Source organism: Bacillus sp. RCC_6_1 (assembly GCF_041360755.1).
GTDB classification, from domain to species: Bacteria; Bacillota; Bacilli; order Bacillales; family Bacillaceae_G; genus Bacillus_A; species Bacillus_A cereus.
This window is the reverse complement of sequence record NZ_JBFUPV010000005.1, coordinates 61,672-81,342: the sequence shown is the minus strand read 5'-3', so window position 1 is coordinate 81,342 and position 19,671 is coordinate 61,672. Positions and strand designations below refer to the sequence as shown.

The following is a 19,671-nucleotide window of genomic DNA, read 5'->3' as shown; positions in this document are numbered from 1 at the left end:
ACAAATGATGAGCTCTTTGTTTACTTTATCCTTCAATTGTAACCCCAGTAAACATTGATAAGTTTCCCGTTATTTTCTCACCTACACGTAAAAATAAGCCTGCTGCTCTTCCGCTTATACAGTGAGAGCCAATTAATAGTTTACCAGTATATGGACCATCCCATGTGTCAATGGTATAGTCAGGCATTTCTATGTATTGCTGGTATATCTTCCTTTGTTCAAAGTAATACTCTGTTTTATCTTCAGCTAATAATTCATCATTTTCGTATATAGATACTCCGCCACCTTCACGACCAAATACAGGTTTGGAAACGTATGATTCATGTCTTTCTAGAAATCGCTTATTTGAAAAATATGTTGGTAGAAAGTATTTATAAATAATGTCTTGCTCTTCTTCTGTAAAGAAAACACTTTCTTCATAAAGCTTCCAAATTAGTGCGAGTACACTTTTGTTTTGCATAACAAATGCGGCTGGCGGATTAATAATTTTCACTCTTTCTTGCGCAATATGATCTAAAAATTGTAAACCAATCCTTTTTCCATTCTTATCAACGTCCGTTACTAAATACTCTATTGGATACAGTCTATATAAATATTTTATTTTTTCTCCACTCGGCGTATATATACCATCTTCCGCAACGACAATGTCTTGTATTCCTACATAGTCCGTTGACTGATTTAAGCAATACGTTCTTAAAAACTGAACCGTTTGACTATCTTCATCGTGCCAATCATAACTAGTAAAATATATCGTCTCTTCAGGGCCTATATGATAGTCATGTTTAATTTGTTCCCATGCCTGCACAATATGCTCTTCTATATGGTTTGGGTGATTTACATCATGATAACGGCATAACACTTCATTTGCGACAGACGGTTCTAAATAGCCTGTTGGCGTATCACAATTTACTTCTATTAATTTTATATCGTCACCATTTACGATAAAATCAAACCTTGTAAAATATGAAAATAAACCATTATGTTTCATTCTCGCCATTTCCCACGCTTCAGCTGGGAATCCAAGTTTTTGAAAATCTTCTGTCGTATTTACAATATATTGATACGTTCTATATAACACATACATGATTTCTTCTGTCGCTTTTGAGATAGCAGTATAAGTTTTTGCTGGCATGCGATACATCCCTGTTGCCATATATTGATTCCATTCTTCATTCTCTAACAGACTAGGCCAAGTGAAACCATTCCTACTAGCCTCTTCTGCAAGTGAAAACCATACTTTCATATACTCTTCTTGCTCTCGTTCTGTATACATTACTCCATTACCCTTTCGTTTTAGGATCCTGCTGGCGCTTTTGCGTTTCCAATTCCACTTGAACCAGAGTTTACTTTCGGTGTTTGCGTAGTAGATGATTTTGGCGTATTTGTATCTGGTGTTACTTTATTGGATGGATTTGGCTGCTGTTTATTTAAATCTACTTTATTGGAAGTATTATTGTTACCGTTAGAACCACCAGTATAACCACCGCTACTACCGCCACCTGTTCTACGCTCATCTTTTTCACGATATGGAATAACATTATTTGCATACGGTTTCTTCATTAAATTTGGTTTTGCTGTATAATTCATATTTGAAGTTCTACTCGCTAATAAATATCCTGCTACAAATGGAAGTATCGGTAAATGAGAGTTTTCATGATAAGATGAAAATGACGGATTATTTTCCTTGCATAACTCATCTTTCTCTACATTTTCATTGGTTGGGGCTTTATCATCACAATTTAATGTTTCTTGTTCATTTCTTTGTTTTGCACCATCTGTTTTAACAGCTGTACTTTCTTGCTGAGCAGTTTCTTCTTCATAATCACCACAACCTGTTAATAAAAAAGATGACACCCCTATTGAAGTAGCTATTTTTATAAACTTACTTTTCTCCATTCTCACGTGTTATACACCTATCTTCTTTTATCTATATTTTTCCAGATACCTATATTATATAATGAAATTATTATTTTTTTCAAACTATATTCAATATGTACAATTATATATTTTCATGCTATTTTTCCATGTAACAATGAAATCTTTCTATCCCTGGATATTTTTCTCCTAAACTTTTAACTTGAAAACCAATTCTTTTATAAAATTCTACCGCCCCATCGTCTGTCTCTGCTTCTATATAAGTCAATTGGTATACTCTTACAATCTCTTTAATCATTTGTAGTGCAATTCCTTTTTGACGATAATCTGGCGCCACTGCTATATGACATACTCGTGCTTTAGTTGCTCCGATTACTTCAATACCTAGACAAGCTTTTTCTTCATATTTGTACAAAGTCCCTTTATTACTTTGATAAAATAATACTGCTTTCTTTAAGCTTATTTCATTTGGACCGACGGCATATTGTAGCACATTTAATATTGAATCTTTTTCAATTTGTTCAACACGCTGTAAATTCATATTTTCATCCCTTTCTATGAAAAAAAGACTAACTCTTAATAAAAAGAGCTAATCTCATTACGCCGTTATTTTTTCTTCTTTTTTTACAACGACAGCCACATAACTATGAAGTATCATTCCAATAATAACGAGACTCATACCAATCCAAGATAATGATGACGGAATTGGTGCAGATAACCAGATCAGCTCTCCTACTAGCGCAAATAAAACTTCACCAGACTGCGTCGCTTCCACTGTTGCTAATTTTTGCGGATCATCTTTCACAAGATCTGTTGCAAAGAAAAATAATACTGTCGCGATTAACCCAGAGCTAACTGCTACAATAAAACATTGAAAAATTTGGCTACTTGACGGTAATCCGCCTGTTGATACTTCGTAACCAGATAATAAAAACCAAAATGGTAAACTTGCTAATGTCATACCGAGTACTCGCTGAAATACATCTAATTCCCCTTTACAAACTTGCATCATTTTTCTATTTCCAAGAGGATACGCAAATGCTGCAATAAGTACAGGAACTACACATAAAACGGTTTCACGAATACCTAATGAAGAAGCATGTTCTACTTGCATGAGAACAACACCGAATAAAATAATGCCCGACATAACTAATTCCTTCATCGGAAGTTTTTTATGTAGTGGATTCACCGCAAAAAATGGTGTTAACAAAATCCCTGCAACGATTGTAATTTGCCATGTTGATGCAACAAGCCAACCTGGTCCGAACGCTCCAGCAAAACTAAGCGGCGCATAAAAGAGACCAAATCCAACGATACTCCACACTAACCATTCTTTCGGATTGTTTTTCATATATTGAAAGAGTTGCTTTAAGTTCCCTCTATACATAACAATAAGTAATAACATTGGAACCATAAAATAGTACCGTAATGATGCACTCCAAATCCAGCTTCCACCTTCTAAGTCCATTGCCCTGTTTAAAACAAAAGTAAAGGCAAAGAAAAATGATGCCAGTATCCCTATAACAATTGCTTTCATTGTAAAACCCCTTGTATTTAATTTTTTATCTCTATGACATATATTTTAGTATACGCGATGAAAAATCTACATACAAACTTACATTTCACTTTGGGATGATGAAGGAATTGTAGTAGATTTACATGGGAATAAAGTGCATTGGTATGAAATCGAGGCCATTACATATCAAAATTTTCAAGGGTCAAAATCTACTTTAATCTCGACCCACTATACTCACCATGAAAATATACACATCCGCTATAAAAGATGGCTACCAACTATTGCACATTCAATTTACTGGTTTTCTATTGAGAAACCAAAAGATTATCATAAAAATTTAATGATAGCTTGGGAAGAAAAGCGAACGAATAAAAACAAACGCCTCCTTTAATTATTATTTAGGGGCGTTCGTTCATTCAAAAATTAAAGAATATGTAGTTTATATTCTCTGTATAATTTCCTCAAACGACTGATATGAGCTTGATGATACCGATTATGATCTGCTATATGCCATATTCCCCATCTTATTGTCGCAGTTTCGCCTTTTTCATACAAAACTTCCTCTCTTAAAAGAACAACACCATATGTTCATCATCATTATACACACCATTCATTTTTATAGCCCTTTTTTCAATTCCGTATGTTTTAAATCCCATTGATTCATATAATCGTTTGGCTGGTTCGTTCGTTGAAACAACCCCTAAATTCAATTGCTCTAGCTTCATCTCTTTTGCCCTTTCAATTGCTTTACGTATTAAATCACGTGCAAGACCACTTCTTCGATTTTCAGTATCTACATACATTGCAACGATATGTCCTTTATGCTTATATGCGTCTTTTTCTTCTGTTAATAAAGTAACAACCCCAACTAAACGATTTTCATTATTAAAAGCACCAAATGTAAAACTACTATTGGATGAAAGATTACTAGCAACTCGTTCAAGAGGATTTTCTTGACGTACTGCTTCTTCATAAGTCGTTATAAATGCTTCTGGATTTACTTGTAATGCTTGTAAACGTAACTCCCAATATTGTTTTGCATCCGCTTTTGTAAGTAATCGAATCATTTTATCTTCCCCTTTTCAATTTACATAATATTTTTATAGGCTACTTTTTTTGATTCATACTCTTCTTTTAATATACTGTAACGATTGCGATGAATGAACTTCCCCTGTCTCAATCGATCATTTCTCATTAACCCTTCGCATACAAATCCGGCACTTTCATAACTCTTTTTAGCTTTTGTATTATCTTCATCTACACGTAACCAAATTTTCTCCAATTCAAACTGAGAAAAACCTATTTGTAACATGCTGTTTAGAGCTGCCATTCCAAATCCTTTACCCCAATAGTCTTTATTTCCAATCGCAATTCCTAGTTCAGCATTTTTATTTGTTTTATCAAAATTTTTAAGGTCTACCCATCCAATATGTATACCTGCCTCAGTAACGATTGCCCTTTGTTCATAACCATTTTTTCGGCTTATACAAGCTTCAATCCAGTTTCTCGTATCTCCACGAGTGAACGGAGGATATTGATCTGGTACGACTAAATGCTTTGTTACATCTCTATCTAATGACCATTGATAGCGATCTTCTACATCATCTAGTGTCAATTCTCTTAATTGAACATATGGTACATTCATTTTTCTCTCCCCTTTTTATTTACCAATAGAAAATCCTTCGAACACTCTTCCACCATACTGTTCTAACATCTTTTCTATAAAATGAATTAATTCATTTTTCTCTCCCGTTTTATAAAAATGATCAAAAGCGGCTACAAATTTGTTTGCATATTGCTCATCATATCTTCTTAGCACTCTAATAAACCATTTTGAACTCCCAAGCCACTTACCATTTACTCTTAATACATATTCATGTACTAAATCCGCTAATAAATTAGCGATAAACAATTCTTCTTCTCTTTTTGTTGCACCAATAAAGTCATCTAAAGTATCCGTAATAAAATATCGCTTCTGCTTAATCGTTTCTTCGGTCCATTTAGCTGGTCCTTTATGTAGTAAATCATTCGCTTCTTTTTTTAATTTCTCAACAATTTCCTTTTCCCCTTTTAATGCAATCCCTTCCGAAACTAATTGTGGTAACGACGGTCTCCCTCGATCACAATCCATTTTGAAAAAGGTTTTATATGTTTCAAAATTATGAACAAACACCTCAACAGGCCATCCATTACTATAGAAAGATTCCCTATAGCAAGAAGTTAAACTTTGGTCAACTATTACAATATCAAGGTCAGATGTTTTCGTCGCTTCTCCTCGTGCAACGCTTCCGCCGAGTAAAGCTACATCACAATTAGAAAATTGTAATGTAATTATGTTTTGTGCTGCGTCAATTGCTTTCATAACCGATCCTCTTTTCTTATTTCACTTTCTTTTTTTCAGCTCTTTCTCTCGCTTTTTTTATATAGCTTTCTGCATCTGGTGTTTTACATGATGTTGCACCGTGATCAACCTCTACTTTTCCAATTTCACGTGCAATTTCAATCGCTTGTCGCTCTAAGTCTTCATTACGAATTCCTATTGCGATTAAAGCACTATTCATCGCTTCTTTTTTTCTATTTTTTTCATTATGTATATTTTCTTTAATCTCTTCTAAGTACGGAGAGAAGAAATCATCATGTAACGTTTTATTTTTAATCGCTATATTTGCTAATAAAGACCAGCCAGCTCTTCCAATCCATTCATCATTAGACTTTGTCCACTCTTCCATTCTTTCTATTGCAATTGGCGAAGTACATATAGATGTCATAAGAACATCCATCAAACAGTAATAATCAACATCCTGAATCCAACTATTAAGCTGTTCTGTCGTTATTTTTTTCGGATCTAAAATATAAGTTGCTAATGTCATTGCGTCCATATTTTTCGTTTCCCACAATCCAACTGCTAAATCATGATCTTTTTTTATCTTCTTTTTTAACAATTTTAAATTCGCAAAACTAACTCCAAATAACGGCTCTTTCGCTCCGTGGTTTTTATACGTTTTTCGATTTTGTTCTGTTCCATATTCCTCTAGTTGCTGCATTACTTCCTCAAGTAACATATACCCACCTCTTTATCTTTTATGTTGACTGTATATATGTATGTACGATATATTCTACATTACTTTTTGGTTTTCCTATATTTATTTTTAAAATACGGTATGTGAAATTTTTAAACATTGCACAGCTACACCATCAAAAAACTATACATGTTAAACATACAGTTTTTTGATGGTATCAATTTTCCGTAGAATAAGATATAAACTACGAAAGAACTTTTAATGAGATGTGTATTTCCAACATGTTTAGAAAACTCTTTAAAATGGTTTACTATCATACTTTTATACCTCCTTCATAAATTATGTTTACTACATTTATTCTTAGCCAAAATACTTTCTACATTTTAATAACTCTCTCAATAAGATTTTCTTATATAAAAATCCCTACAAACGCTGTAGGGATTTATGTCTAAATCATTTTGCTACACTCTATTTCATATGAAAATAGTTTCCTTATTCAGATGCATTCATAAGCACAATTCTCCAACCATCTGGATCCTCTATTGTGGTTCCTTTCTCTATCCAATACGGGTTTTCTGGTTCCACCTCATGATAGCCCATATTACTTAATCGATTCACTATCTTTTCAATTTCATCTTTATTAGGCATATAAAAAACTAGTAAATTATCTTTTGTCGGTGCCGGACATGGACTTCCATTAACATGTGTAGTAAACTCCAAATGATACTCTTCATCTGGTAATCCAAACATAACCCCGTCATATCCTTCGTGATTGTGAAATTCCCCTATACGTTTTAGTCCTAATCCTGTTTCATAAAAACTGATCACTTCTTCAAATTTATCTGTTGGTCTTGCAATTCTAAATTGAACCCAATTCTTCATGCAATTCTCCTCCTTTTCATTTTTCAAAGCTTTATAGTAATTAGTATAGGTTACATATATTCCCTTTAACATCCCTCATTAGTGTGAGCTTCCTAAGTTGAAAGACCTATTAGTTAATAAACAATAGGACTTTAGTATAAATTGCTATTTTGCATTGTTTCTAATGTTATCCATGACTGCCCAATTGGATTAACATATGGCCTTTCCTCATTACAAATTTTACAGTGAGAAGGTGCTTCTTCATTTTCGGGATACTGTACTCCACATGTAGTGCAAATATAATTATTCATATTCCCGCTCCTTTTTTCATATAATTGTTTCTTTACCAATATTTTAATAAAAATCAAAAATATTCGAATCAATATTTGGAACGAAAACGAAGTGATACGAAAGTATGATTTGGTGATTGAAAGTTTAAATAATAAAGGTTAAATTCATTCTATTTTTCAAAACTGCAATTGATATAAAATCTTGCATACTTTTGGGTAAACTTTTTTACAAGTGTAAAAAAGTTTCTTTGCATTTCCCTACCTATAATTGCTAATATAGTAGAGTAGAACTTTTATAGAGAGAAGGAAAATTATGCACAATGGAATTCGAATGACAACTTTAGTAAAAAGGGCTATGTTAGTTTGTGCGGGAGTATTATTCACATACGAAGCGGCTTTTGGATCAGTACATACTGCTTTAGCTAGTACAGAGGATGAAGCAAAATCTGTTCAACTTGTAAGTGAGATTCAAACATCTCTTGCTCCGAAAGAAGCTCCAAAACATTATAACGGGCAAGTTAGAAAAGTCGCTTATTTAACATTTGATGACGGTCCTGGAAAATACACAGCTGAGCTTTTAGATATGTTAAAGAAAGAAAATGCAAAAGCAACATTTTTCCTAATTGGTTCAAACGTAAAAGCTTTCCCTGATCTTGTAAAACGCGAAGATGCTGAAGGCCACTACGTTGGGATGCACAGTATGACTCATAACTACAAGAAACTTTACACTGAAGGTCATTACGTAGATGAAATGAAGGAAGACCAAGGCTTAATCGCTGGTGTTTTAGGTAAATCACCAGTATTAACTCGTCCAGCTTACGGCTCTATGCCAGGATTAAACGAAGCTCTTCGCAACAAAGTTGTAGACAATGGCTTAAAAGTTTGGGATTGGACAATTGATTCTTTAGACTGGAAATATAACAAAATGCAAGTTGATGCTGCATCAGCTAAAATTGTAGAAAACGTTCTAGCTCATTCTACAAATCCAACAGAAGTTATCCTTATGCATGATATTCATCCACAATCAGTAAAAGCAGTACCTGGAATTATTAAAGGACTGAAAGAAAAAGGATATGAATTAGAAGCATATAATGAGAACGAACACTTCCCATTAAACTTCTGGCATGATAATCGTATGTAATGAAAAGACTTGATCCCCTCTAGTAGGTTATCAAGTCTTTTTTATCGTTTTTAGAATTTCCTTATAGAGAAAACCTATACACGCTTGCACCATATCAATATTATACGTCCCTTCCCTTTTATCAAATAAATTTAACTTTGAAATATCACATGCTATCTTTAATCTAGTTTAAATAAGTAGATGTTATATAATTGTATTTATAGTGCAAACTGAAGAAACTTGGAATCAATTTAAGAAAGAAACGCGATAAGTAAAAAACTACAAAAGCGACTTATTCAAAATAAAAACATACATATCAGAATACAGTCAAAAAAGGATTGAATATACAATTTCAATCCTTTTTTATATTATCAACACTTTAGCACATATTACTCTTAAGGAGTGATATGTATATGGATTTTCTTTCACCTGAATATTTGTCTGCCTTGCTTGCCATTATTGTAATCGATTTAGTGTTAGCCGGAGATAATGCCATCGTAATTGGATTAGCAGCAAGAAGATTACCGAAAGACCAACAAAAGAAAGTTATCATTTGGGGAACCATTGGAGCAATTGCTATTAGGGCTCTCGCTACCTTAGTTGTCGTTTGGTTATTAAAAATACCTGGATTACTCCTAATTGGTGGTGTACTTCTTATTTGGATCGCTTACAAGCTGATCGCTGAGGGCAAAAATCATGATATTAAAGCCGAAGAAGGATTTTGGTCTGCTATTAAAACCATTATTATCGCTGATGCGTTAATGGGCATTGATAATGTACTCGCTGTTGCAGGAGCTGCCCATGGTAACTTTTCTTTAGTAATCATCGGACTATTAGTGTCTATTCCAGTAGTCGTATGGGGCAGCACATTAATTTTAAAATGGGTGGATCGTTTTCCTGTCATCATTACGATCGGAGCAGCCGTTTTAGCTTATACTGCCGCGAAAATGATTGTAGATGAGAAATGGTTCGCTGGATTTTTCGAAAGTAACCCTTTCGTTAAATGGGCATTTATCATTATTATCATCGTCGGTGTAGTTTTCTTCGGAAAGGCAAAACAAAAAGCAACAGCTGGTTTTGTCTCATAATGATGGTATATTTACAAATAAAAGGCGCTATTCATATGAATAGCGCCTTTTATTATTTATTTAGCTTCCCCTTCCGGAGTCGTTTTTACCTTCGTTTTGTTTTTATCACGGTTGTTATAGTTATACTTCGAACGATCTACTGGAGTGAATCCTTCCGGTGTGTAGAATCGTAATAAGTCACCATTTACGACTTGGTCAGAGTATTTTAGTGAGTTTTGAACCATTTGTTCATTTTTCTTTATTTCATCTGTAAATTCTACAGGTTTTCCAGTAGTTGTATCATAGTATTTGCCGTTTAGTGCAGTAACTGTTGGGCTTACGTAGTTACCGTTACGGAACGCAACGACTTGTTTATGATCTGGTGATAATAAATCAGAACCGAATTGAACATAATTCTTTGTATCTGTACCTAGTAAGTGTAATAGCGTTGGAAGAACGTCAATTTCACCACCGTATTGATGTTGTACGCCACCTTTCACTCCTGGTACACGAACGATTAATGGTACACGTTGTAACTGTGCATTTTCAAATGAGTTCATTTCTTTACCCATTACTTTTGACATTGCTGCATTATGATTATCTGAAATACCGTAATGGTCTCCGTACATAACAATAATTGAGTTATCATATAAACCAGATTGTTTCAAGTAATCGATGAAGCCTTTTACAGATTCATCTAAATAGCGTGCTGTTTGGAAGTACGTATCTACTGATGAATCACCTGTTGTTGCTGGTTCAATCGTTGCTTCTGCCTTATCAATTGGATAAGGGAAATGGTTCGATAACGTAATAAACTTTGTATAGAACGGTTGTTTCAACGTTTGTAATAACGGAATAGATTCATTAAAGAACGGTTTATCTTTTAATCCGTAGTTTACTACGTCTTTTTCATTCATATCGTAGTATGACGCATCAAAGAATTTATTAAAACCAAATGATTTATAAATATCGTCACGGTTCCAGAATGTTTTGTAGTTACCGTGGAATACTGCTGATGTGTATCCTTGTTGTCCTAAAATAGCTGGTGCTGATTGATACGTATTATGAGATTTCGTTGTAAAGACAGAACCTTGCGGTAAGCCAAACATTGAATTCTCTAACATAAACTCCGCATCTGATGTTTTCCCTTGTCCTGTTTGATGGAAGAAGTTATCAAAGTATAGTGTATTCGCATCTTTTGTAAATGAGTTTAAGAACGGTGTAACTTCTTGACCATTTAATTTGTAATCAATTAAGAAGTTTTGGAATGACTCTAAATGAATGTAAATTACGTTCATTCCCTTTCCTTTACCGAAATACTCAGGATTTGGACTTGCATAAGTTGATGTTAAATAATTTCGTACTTCTGTCATATTATCGCCATCCGCTAATGCTCGTTCTGTCGATGCTTTCGCACTTTGAATTCCATCATAAATTGTGTAGTTGTATGCACCTAAATATTTCACAATATAATTACGGTCAAACGTTCTTGTTAATAATTCAGGACGGTCAGACTCTGCAAGACCTAAGTTAACACTGAATAATAAAATACCTACTACAAATACTAGAGATAATTTATGCTTCGCAACACGAATTGGTTTTGGATTTGCAAATTTTGTTGCGACTAACACAATTAATATAATCGTGTCTAAGAAGTATAATGGATCATAAAGATGTAACAACGCAAGAATACTACCACCTAAATCTCCAAAGTTATTCGTTTGTGTTAATGTCGGGAACGTAATAAAGTCACTGAAAAAGCGATAGTATACTACGTTTGCGTATAAAAGAATCGACAATAACAAATTAATGATAATTAACCAAATATAAGATCGTTTCCCTTTTGCAAATAATGCAAGTCCTAAAAATAGAACTGCTGAACTAAGCGGGTTAAAAAACAGCAAGAATTTTTGGATTGTGTTTGAAATTCCTAAATTGAATTCCGTTACATAAGCTGCATATGTTTTGAGCCACAATAAAATAACGGCAAACAGAAAGAATCCAAAATGATTGCTTAACACACTTTTGCTCTTTAATAAGAACTGTTTCATTTCTCCACCTCTTTTGATCATCCAAGGCTTATTTTTTATAAGTCTGTCTCTCTATTCAAATTTTCTTCTTCAAATAGATTATCTTTATTTAACTATATGAAGAATATTAGTAATTATAATTTGAAGCTAGTATTTATTCAACTATTTCTTTCTAGACATTTTGACCTTGGTTTCTATTTAACAAAATAAATTTGTAACATTTCCTGTTTTCTCCCAAGATTCATCCACTAATTATGACACCCCATACTATATACCTTTATAAACTCATTCGCAAACTATTCTATCTCCAAATTTGGTACATATTTCACATGACAAAATAATACGATTTGATTATATTACTCCACTTACATTTCCCTTCTTCAACTAACTCTTTAAATCTAAAAGTCATTACATCCCTTCCATACATGAAAGAATTCTCCTGTTCATTAATATTATATTTGAATAATTATTCATTTGACCGACCAGCGATGTTACGTTTTCTCGACAAAAAAACTCGCTCTAAAAAGAACGAGTTTTTTCATTATATATTATTGACCTTTGTACATTGCATCTACTTGTTTTTGAAGTTCCTCATTTTCTAAGAACTCATCATAAGTAGCCTCTTTATCGATTACACCGTTTGGTGTTACTTCGATAATGCGGTTTGCAATTGTTTGCACGAACTGATGGTCATGAGATGTGAATAAGATTGTACCTTTGAATGCAATTAAACCGTTGTTTAATGCTGTGATTGACTCAAGGTCTAAGTGGTTCGTTGGATCGTCAAGTGTGATTACGTTCGCACCACTTAACATCATTTTAGATAACATACAACGAACTTTTTCGCCTCCAGATAATACAGAAACGTTCTTCTTAACTTCTTCACCTGAGAATAACATACGGCCTAAGAAACCACGTAAGAAGCTTTCAGACTCATCTTGTGGAGAGAATTGACGTAACCATTCAACTAAGTTGTAATCACTGTTCTCAAAGTACTTAGAGTTATCTCTTGGGAAGTAAGATTGAGAGGTTGTAACACCCCATTTGAATGAACCGCTATCCGGCTCCATTTCACCCATAAGAATTTTAAATAATGTTGTCATCGCAATATCGTTACGGCCGATAAATGCAACTTTATCACCTTTATTTAAAGTGAAGTACACATTATCTAACACTTTTTCACCATCAATTGTTTTAGAAAGACCTTCAACAGTTAATAAGTCATTTCCTACTTCACGCTCAGGTGTGAAGCCAACGAATGGGTAACGACGTGATGACGGTCTAATATCATCTAATGTAATTTTGTCTAATAATTTTTTACGAGAAGTTGCTTGTTTCGCTTTAGAAGCGTTTGAACTAAAGCGTGCAATGAAGTTTTGTAACTCTTTTACTTTCTCTTCTTTTTTCTTATTAGCATCTTGTGTTAATTTTAAAGCTAATTGGCTTGACTCATACCAGAAGTCATAGTTACCAACATAAAGTTGAATTTTACCGAAATCAAGGTCAGCCATGTGCGTACATACTTTATTTAAGAAGTGACGGTCATGGGATACTACGATAACTGTGTTTTCAAAGTTCATTAAGAAATTTTCTAACCATTGAATCGCTTTTAAGTCCAAGTGGTTGGTAGGCTCATCTAATAATAGAATATCAGGTTGACCGAATAAAGCTTGAGCAAGTAATACTTTTACTTTCTCTGCCCCAGTTAATTCTGACAATTTCTTATCATGAAGATCTTCACCAATACCTAAACCTTTAAGAAGAATTGCAGCTTCTGACTCAGCTTCCCAACCGTTAAGCTCAGCGAACTCACCTTCAAGTTCAGCAGCGCGCATTCCATCTTCATCACTAAAGTCTTCTTTCATGTAAATAGCATTTTTCTCTTGCATTACTTTGTAAAGTTGCGTGTGACCCATAATTACTGTTTCTAATACTGGGAACTCTTCATATTCGAAGTGGTTCTGTTTTAATACTGCTAGACGCTCACCTGGCGTAATATGTATGTCACCTGTTGATGGTTCAATTTCTCCAGATAAAATCTTTAGAAATGTAGATTTACCAGCACCGTTTGCTCCGATCAAACCGTAGCAGTTACCTGGCGTGAATTTTATGTTAACATCTTCAAATAATTTGCGATCCGCGAAACGCAAACTAACGTTACTTACTGTAATCATTTGTGTCCTCCTACTAATACCGCTTATTTCAGCGTTTTCTCACCGATTGTCTTAAAAAATCGCATATTACGACTCAATTATTGTAGACTATAGCTATTATATAGTAGAAGCTGGATGAATAGCAACGGTTGATTACCTTTCTACAATGAAATCGGATAGTTTTTGTCCATTCCCCTAGCTATTGTATGTATATCATCGACCTCTTTCTCATATAACCTTTCACTGCTCATTCTGTAATATATCGGATTCATTTTCATCTGAAATATTATATACCGAAAAAACTGTAGAGAAATCATTCCCTACAGTCTCTTCTTATTTCGTATTTATTATTTTCTCTTTGTAACTCTTCATTTTACTCGTTAACCCTATTAACGCCGGTAATAATATCGGCATCACAATTAAAGCTAATAGAAGAAGTGCAACGCCAACTACTGATGCAACTTGTATAAGTGTTAATACACCTGATGGAATTAATGCTGCAAATGTCCCGCCTAAAATTAGCGCCGCTGATAATACAACTCCTCCTATATGACGAGATGCAGTTACAATTTTCGTTACCGAATCCCCTTCTATCTCGTTATAGCGCATCATTACGAAAATACTATAATCCACTCCTAAAGCGACAATCATAATGAAGCTAAAGAATGGAACATTCCAGCTTAATGAATCTACATGTAATACATGTGCACTAATTTGTTCGCTTATACCGAGTGATGCGAAGTACGCTAATAGTAATGAGCCAATAATAAATATTGTGTTTAGTAATGAGCGTGTAATTACGATTAATACAATCGCAATTCCAATTAACATAATTGTAGCTGTACGTAAGAAATCTTGCCCTGTTACTTCTTTTAAATCAACGTTTCTAGCTGTTGTTCCGCCAATTGCTGTTTTCGCATCATGTAATTCCGTTCCCTTTACAGTGCCATCGATTGTTTTATTGATTTCTTGAATAATTGGCATCGCTTCTTTTGAATACGGATTTACATCTAAAATGATAGTCATTTTAGCAATTTTTCTATCCTGTGACATGTACGTGTTCAATGCTTTTTGGAAATCCTCTCCCTCTAGCACTTCTTTTGGAATATAAAACTTCTCAGAGCTCTTCGATTCATTGAGCTCCCCTAAATATTTTTGTGCGTCATGCAGGCCATTACTTACTTTTCCAAGCCCTTCTGTACTTTTAGATAAACCGGATTGTAATTGCCCCATCTTTTCTTGCAGGTCTTTAAGGCCCGTTAAAAGTTGTCCTTGCCCATCGTTTATTTTCGTTAATCCAGATTGTAACTCAACTGATTTATTTGCAATTTGTTTTGAACCTGAAGAACCTTCATTTAATCCATTTTTAAGATCGGCTGCTCCCTTTTGTAACTTATTAACTCCATTGCTCATTTCTTTTAAGCCGTTATCCACTTTCAGTAACGATTGATTCGCTTCTTTAAATGAACTCATCGCCGTTTTGTGCTGTGTTGCTAATTGATTTAATTCATTTGAAAGTACGCTTAATTTCTTTTGAGCCTCTTTAGCAATTCCTATCGTTTGTTGTATGTTTGGATCATTCGCTAATTCTGGTTTCGTTTGAACGAAATTGGTCATTAACATTTCAATTTGTTCATATCCCTTTTTCGCACCATCAATCGCTTGAAAAATACTTCCGAAGAATTGATCGTAAGAGTTTAAACCTTTTTCTAACTGTGCATAACCAGCATGCAGCTGCGACGTTGCATTAGATAGAACATTTATATTTTCGTTTACTGAAGCTAAACCACTCTCAATTTGCTGTGCTCCTTGTGCACCGTCGTTTATGCCATTTGATAATTGATGTAAAGCTGTTCCTAATGCTGATACCCCGTTTTTCGCCTCGTTCGTTCCATCAATTAATTTTTGAACATTCGCAAGACTATTTGAATCATTACTTCCCATTTTATTTTTCGCATCTGTTAATCCATCATTAATTTCCTTTATGCCACCATCGGCATCTCCTAATCCTGTATTCAATTCTCCCGCTTGCTTATTTAAATATAATTCTTTTATCTTCTCACCAGTTGGACGTGTTGGTGCATATACTTCTGACACACCTTTAACTTTCGAAATTTTATCAGTTAATTCGTCTAAAATTTGTAGAGAAGTTCCTTCATCCAGCTTTTTATCAGATTGAATGACTAATGTACTCGGTGAAGAGAAACCAGGCGGAAAATGATCCTCTATTACGTTAATACCCATCTTGGATTCATACTTATTATCCACTTCAAATAAATCATTGTAATTAAGTGTATTAGAGTATTTTAATACGAAAGGAATCGATATTACGAATACGATGATTAAAGCGACAAATGGCCTTGCTACTGAGTTTTTCGCAAAGAATCCCCATAAGCGACTATCCTCATGACCTTTAAATGTTTTAACTGGATAAAACATTCCTTTTCCTAAAAGCACCATGAAAAATGGATTTAAAGTCGTTAATACGAGTAATAATACTAAAACACCAATTGCTACCGCTGAAGTCGATTGATATAATTTAAAACTTGCTAAAGCAAGTGATGCAAAACCAATTAGCACCGCTATTCCGCTATATAATACAGTTTTACCTGCTGATTTGAATGTTTCTTTCGTAGCTAAAAATGCATTTTCTTGTTTACTTAATTCTTCTTTAAACCTCGTATATAATAAAATGTTATAATCTGTTCCTACCCCAAACAGGACGACGACTACGAACACTTGTGTAAAGTTTGAGAATGGAAAATTAAATTGATCTACAAGCTGGGCAATAATCCCCATTGAAACTAAATACGATATACCAACTGTAAGAAGAGAAACAATTGGAACAACTGGTGAACGGAATACGAGGATTAATACTACAAGAATGAAAATGATTGAAATAACTTCTGTCTTTTTCACTCCCTCTTGAGAGGATTTAAGAAAATCACCCGCTATTAAGTCACTTCCTGTTAAATACGTTTTTACCCCTTTCGTTTGCACTTTTTCATGAAGATTATTTGAAACTTTTGATATTTCACCATGTTTTTTATCTATCGATATTTGCGTTAAAATAGTCGTATTATCTTTAGAAACTAATTGTTTCTCCAAGTCTTTATTGTCTAAATGTGAAACAACTTCCTTAATTCCTAATTGCTCTTTTTCATTTTGCAGGGCGTTGATTGTTTTTGTTATTTCCTTTTTTTGTTCATCTGTTAAAGCTGCCTTATTGCCACTATTAAAAACGGCTATAATTTCATACTTTTCAACCCCTTCTTTATCCATCTCTTTCATCATCTTGTCAGCAATACTGCTTTGCTTTGTATTAGGGATTGTAATTTTCCCTTTTTCTTTCACTAATTGATCCATATTAGGCATCGTTACGACCATTGTAATAGTAATAACTATCCATAATAGAAAAGATAAACTTCTCCAACTTTTTAACTTGCTCATTTGAATCATCTCCCGTTTTGAAAGTTTCACGTTAGTAACGGAATGAACGTTCATTCCTATTGTTCTATTACATTATTTTGTAAATTCTATTAAACTAGTCTTTCCGGAATGAATGTTCATTCCCTTAGTTACACAAACATCCTTTCCTACTCTCATTTTTTAAATCTATTTAGGAATGAATATTCATTCCTTTCCTTATAAAGCTATAGAATCAAATGATTCTAATAGCGTTCCAAGAGCTTTCTTCTAATTCTTTTACTAACTCTTTCGAGTATTCTAATTGCCCTGTTGCAATTACTTTCGTTAATTTTTCTAGCGGTTGATATACAATAATAATTAAAGCAACTGGAGGCAATGGACGAAGAAGACCTTTTGCGATTCCATCTTCAATAATATTCATAAAGAAGCCTATAAAATCATCAAATATTTTCTTACTCTGTTCATCAAGAAAATAACTATCACAGTGAGAATTTGTAAATAAAAAAGCATCTACATTGTTTCTCGCAAATTCAAATAAACGGTTGTACGTATGACTAAACTGTTCACGAATATTTGCTTCAACAGGAAAATCCGTTTTTATTATTTCAGAAAGCTGTAACATACTTTTTGAAAATAATGAGTTAACAAGTGCCTCTTTATTTTCAAAATAGCGATAAATAGTACCCGCACCGACTTTTGCCTTTTCAGCGATCATTGGAATTGTCGTACCATCGTAACCACGCTCTGCAAAAAGTTGCATCGCAGCATCAAAAATATCCTCTTGTTTGTTTTTAGCCATTTTTTCCACCTCTATTTCCAGGAATGAAAATTCATTCCGTTTTTAATTATAAATTACATGGATTAAAAGTCAAGTGCGTGACAAAGTATAGTTACGTTTTAGTGAAAAAATTATATCAACGATTATTAGAATATATCAGCGCAAGTCTAATTATATCAGCGATTTTCAGAATATATCGGCGCATCTCCAATTATATCAGCGATTTTCAGGATATATCGACTTACCGACAACCAAAGAGAAAGCTGTCCCAAAAATTGTTTTTGGGCAGCCCAATTTTCTATTGAAAACTTAAAAGAAATCATAAATAAATGCTTCTCGTACCGGAACTATTTTCTCAAACGCTTGTATTTCCTCTTCACTTCCGCTAATTAATTCTAATTCATTCAGTTGTAACGGACGTTTATAGCCGAACATTATTGTAGATAACTCGTTTATATCCAGTTTGATGCCTTTATCTATTGTTTTTTCTTTTATTATTGTTATTTCATGATTTGCAAGTCTCACTGTTATGTTATTCCACGGAGCAAATGCGTCTGTAATGTTTAGGATCACTTCTTGCTGTACATTGCTCCAATTCAACTCATATTGTTTTAAGAACTGCTCTACATCTACAATTCTTCCCATAAAATATGGATTTATTTCTGTCTTCACGCGCGGCTCTTGCAATGAATATAATAACGGTTCGCTTTCACTTACTGTCATTTCAATTTCTTTAATCATAGAATCATGCTGACAAATAAAGTTCCACAGACCATTTCGTGCTTCATTATGCAGTGGTACAAATTCTTCTACTGTCATTTTATAGTTTTCTATTTTGTATAACATGTAACCTGCTGCCTTTTTATTTTCATCATAGTAAATCGCTAATGTTAAATCATCATAAACCGCTTGTAACCACCAGTTCTTCTCTCGAACTAACATACATGAAAAACGTTCTGCAAATGCTTCATAGAGCTTCTCGACTTCTTCTGGATGATTTTCTTTATTAAAACGTTTCACAGTACCATTTACTTGTTTTTTCATCACTAAATCGCTCTTACTTATATGACATTTGAGTAGATTCGCACAAAGTTCCCAGCCGTATTTACGGTAAAACGAAACAGCAAATGGATGTAACATAGAGACTGTAAAGCCATCTTTTTTCATTGTTTGAAGTGAATGTTGAAGTAGCTCTTTTACATACCCACTTCTTCTGTACTCTGGATACGTCGCTACTCCTGCAACGCCACCCATTTTAAATTTTTCTTTACCTATGTAAATATGAAACGGGATGAGGTGTAGTTTTGCAGCTAAGTCTTCCCCTTCCATAATGCCGTATATTTCATGACTTTCCTTCATTTTTGTAAGTTGCTGCTGTAATCGTTCCTCATCTACTTTATATTGAAAAGCGTATTCTGATAAACGTAATGCTTCTCTAAACTTATCTTCTTTTAATTGTATGACATTCATATAATTCTCCTCCATTCTCTGTTTGAATTGTATCATAATTCTTACTATTATAGTTCGATAAG

The 19,671-nt window shown here is 33.8% G+C and carries 16 protein-coding genes and 1 pseudogene; 2 read left to right on the top strand and 15 right to left on the bottom strand.

Annotated features, from left to right (window positions below; translation table 11 throughout):
- Positions 1-25: 25 nt before the first annotated feature.
- From AB6801_RS16875 to AB6801_RS16830, 10 genes and pseudogenes are all read right to left on the bottom strand, one after another.
- Positions 26-1,273: a glutathionylspermidine synthase family protein gene (locus AB6801_RS16875; protein ID WP_000287883.1), complete on the bottom strand. Its 1,248-nt coding sequence runs from the start codon at positions 1,271-1,273 to the stop codon at positions 26-28.
- A 20-nt stretch (positions 1,274-1,293) separates the two neighbouring features.
- Positions 1,294-1,902, bottom strand: a complete 609-nt coding sequence (locus AB6801_RS16870) for a hypothetical protein (RefSeq protein ID WP_001242222.1) — start codon at positions 1,900-1,902, stop codon at positions 1,294-1,296.
- 112 nt (positions 1,903-2,014) lie between these two features.
- Positions 2,015-2,416 carry a GNAT family N-acetyltransferase gene (locus AB6801_RS16865; RefSeq protein WP_001053321.1) on the bottom strand — a complete coding sequence of 134 codons (402 nt, stop codon included), beginning with the start codon at positions 2,414-2,416 and terminating at the stop codon, positions 2,015-2,017.
- Positions 2,417-2,473: 57 nt separating this feature from the next.
- Positions 2,474-3,412 carry a DMT family transporter gene (locus AB6801_RS16860; RefSeq protein WP_000644600.1) on the bottom strand — a complete coding sequence of 313 codons (939 nt, stop codon included), beginning with the start codon at positions 3,410-3,412 and terminating at the stop codon, positions 2,474-2,476.
- A gap of 402 nt (positions 3,413-3,814) precedes the next feature.
- Positions 3,815-3,961, bottom strand: a pseudogene (locus tag AB6801_RS16855) (DinB family protein); the annotation flags it as partial.
- Positions 3,958-4,458 carry a GNAT family N-acetyltransferase gene (locus tag AB6801_RS16850; RefSeq protein WP_000620316.1) on the bottom strand — a complete coding sequence of 167 codons (501 nt, stop codon included), beginning with the start codon at positions 4,456-4,458 and terminating at the stop codon, positions 3,958-3,960. The pseudogene AB6801_RS16855 and the gene AB6801_RS16850, both read right to left, overlap by 4 nt.
- 20 nt (positions 4,459-4,478) lie before the next feature.
- The gene (locus tag AB6801_RS16845) at positions 4,479-5,036 is read right to left on the bottom strand and encodes a GNAT family N-acetyltransferase (protein WP_001102496.1); all 558 of its coding nucleotides are present in this window, start codon (positions 5,034-5,036) and stop codon (positions 4,479-4,481) included.
- A 15-nt stretch (positions 5,037-5,051) separates the two neighbouring features.
- Positions 5,052-5,753 (bottom strand): nucleotidyltransferase domain-containing protein, encoded by a 702-nt coding sequence (locus AB6801_RS16840; RefSeq protein ID WP_370941105.1) that lies wholly within the window; start codon positions 5,751-5,753, stop codon positions 5,052-5,054.
- 16 nt (positions 5,754-5,769) lie between these two features.
- Positions 5,770-6,453 (bottom strand): DNA alkylation repair protein, encoded by a 684-nt coding sequence (locus tag AB6801_RS16835; protein ID WP_000923455.1) that lies wholly within the window; start codon positions 6,451-6,453, stop codon positions 5,770-5,772.
- 450 nt (positions 6,454-6,903) lie between these two features.
- Positions 6,904-7,293: a VOC family protein gene (locus AB6801_RS16830; RefSeq protein ID WP_000800670.1), complete on the bottom strand. Its 390-nt coding sequence runs from the start codon at positions 7,291-7,293 to the stop codon at positions 6,904-6,906.
- Between the two features lie 582 nt (positions 7,294-7,875).
- Here AB6801_RS16830 and AB6801_RS16825 point away from each other — a divergent pair.
- Together AB6801_RS16825 and AB6801_RS16820 are read left to right on the top strand one after the other, a co-directional pair.
- A complete protein-coding gene (locus AB6801_RS16825; RefSeq protein ID WP_000551443.1) occupies positions 7,876-8,703 on the top strand; it encodes a peptidoglycan-N-acetylglucosamine deacetylase in 828 nt (275 codons plus the stop codon).
- A 392-nt stretch (positions 8,704-9,095) separates the two neighbouring features.
- Entirely contained in the window at positions 9,096-9,770 is a 675-nt protein-coding gene (locus AB6801_RS16820) for a TerC family protein (protein WP_000346944.1), read from the top strand.
- 56 nt (positions 9,771-9,826) lie between these two features.
- On the opposite strand, the gene ltaS is transcribed toward AB6801_RS16820, so the two are convergent.
- The 5 genes from ltaS to AB6801_RS16795 form a co-directional block, all read right to left on the bottom strand.
- Positions 9,827-11,800 carry a lipoteichoic acid synthase gene (gene ltaS / locus AB6801_RS16815; protein WP_000808774.1) on the bottom strand — a complete coding sequence of 658 codons (1,974 nt, stop codon included), beginning with the start codon at positions 11,798-11,800 and terminating at the stop codon, positions 9,827-9,829.
- Positions 11,801-12,327: 527 nt separating this feature from the next.
- Positions 12,328-13,953, bottom strand: coding sequence for an ABC-F family ATP-binding cassette domain-containing protein (locus AB6801_RS16810; RefSeq protein WP_000633864.1), 1,626 nt, complete (start codon positions 13,951-13,953; stop codon positions 12,328-12,330).
- 312 nt (positions 13,954-14,265) lie between these two features.
- On the bottom strand, positions 14,266-17,382 hold the full coding sequence (locus tag AB6801_RS16805) for an MMPL family transporter (protein ID WP_000040300.1): 3,117 nt from the start codon (positions 17,380-17,382) through the stop codon (positions 14,266-14,268).
- A gap of 211 nt (positions 17,383-17,593) precedes the next feature.
- Positions 17,594-18,160, bottom strand: coding sequence for a TetR/AcrR family transcriptional regulator (locus AB6801_RS16800; protein WP_097999403.1), 567 nt, complete (start codon positions 18,158-18,160; stop codon positions 17,594-17,596).
- Positions 18,161-18,448: 288 nt separating this feature from the next.
- Complete coding sequence (locus tag AB6801_RS16795) at positions 18,449-19,609, bottom strand: GNAT family N-acetyltransferase (RefSeq protein ID WP_141530649.1); 1,161 nt, start codon at positions 19,607-19,609, stop codon at positions 18,449-18,451.
- Positions 19,610-19,671 lie beyond the last annotated feature (62 nt).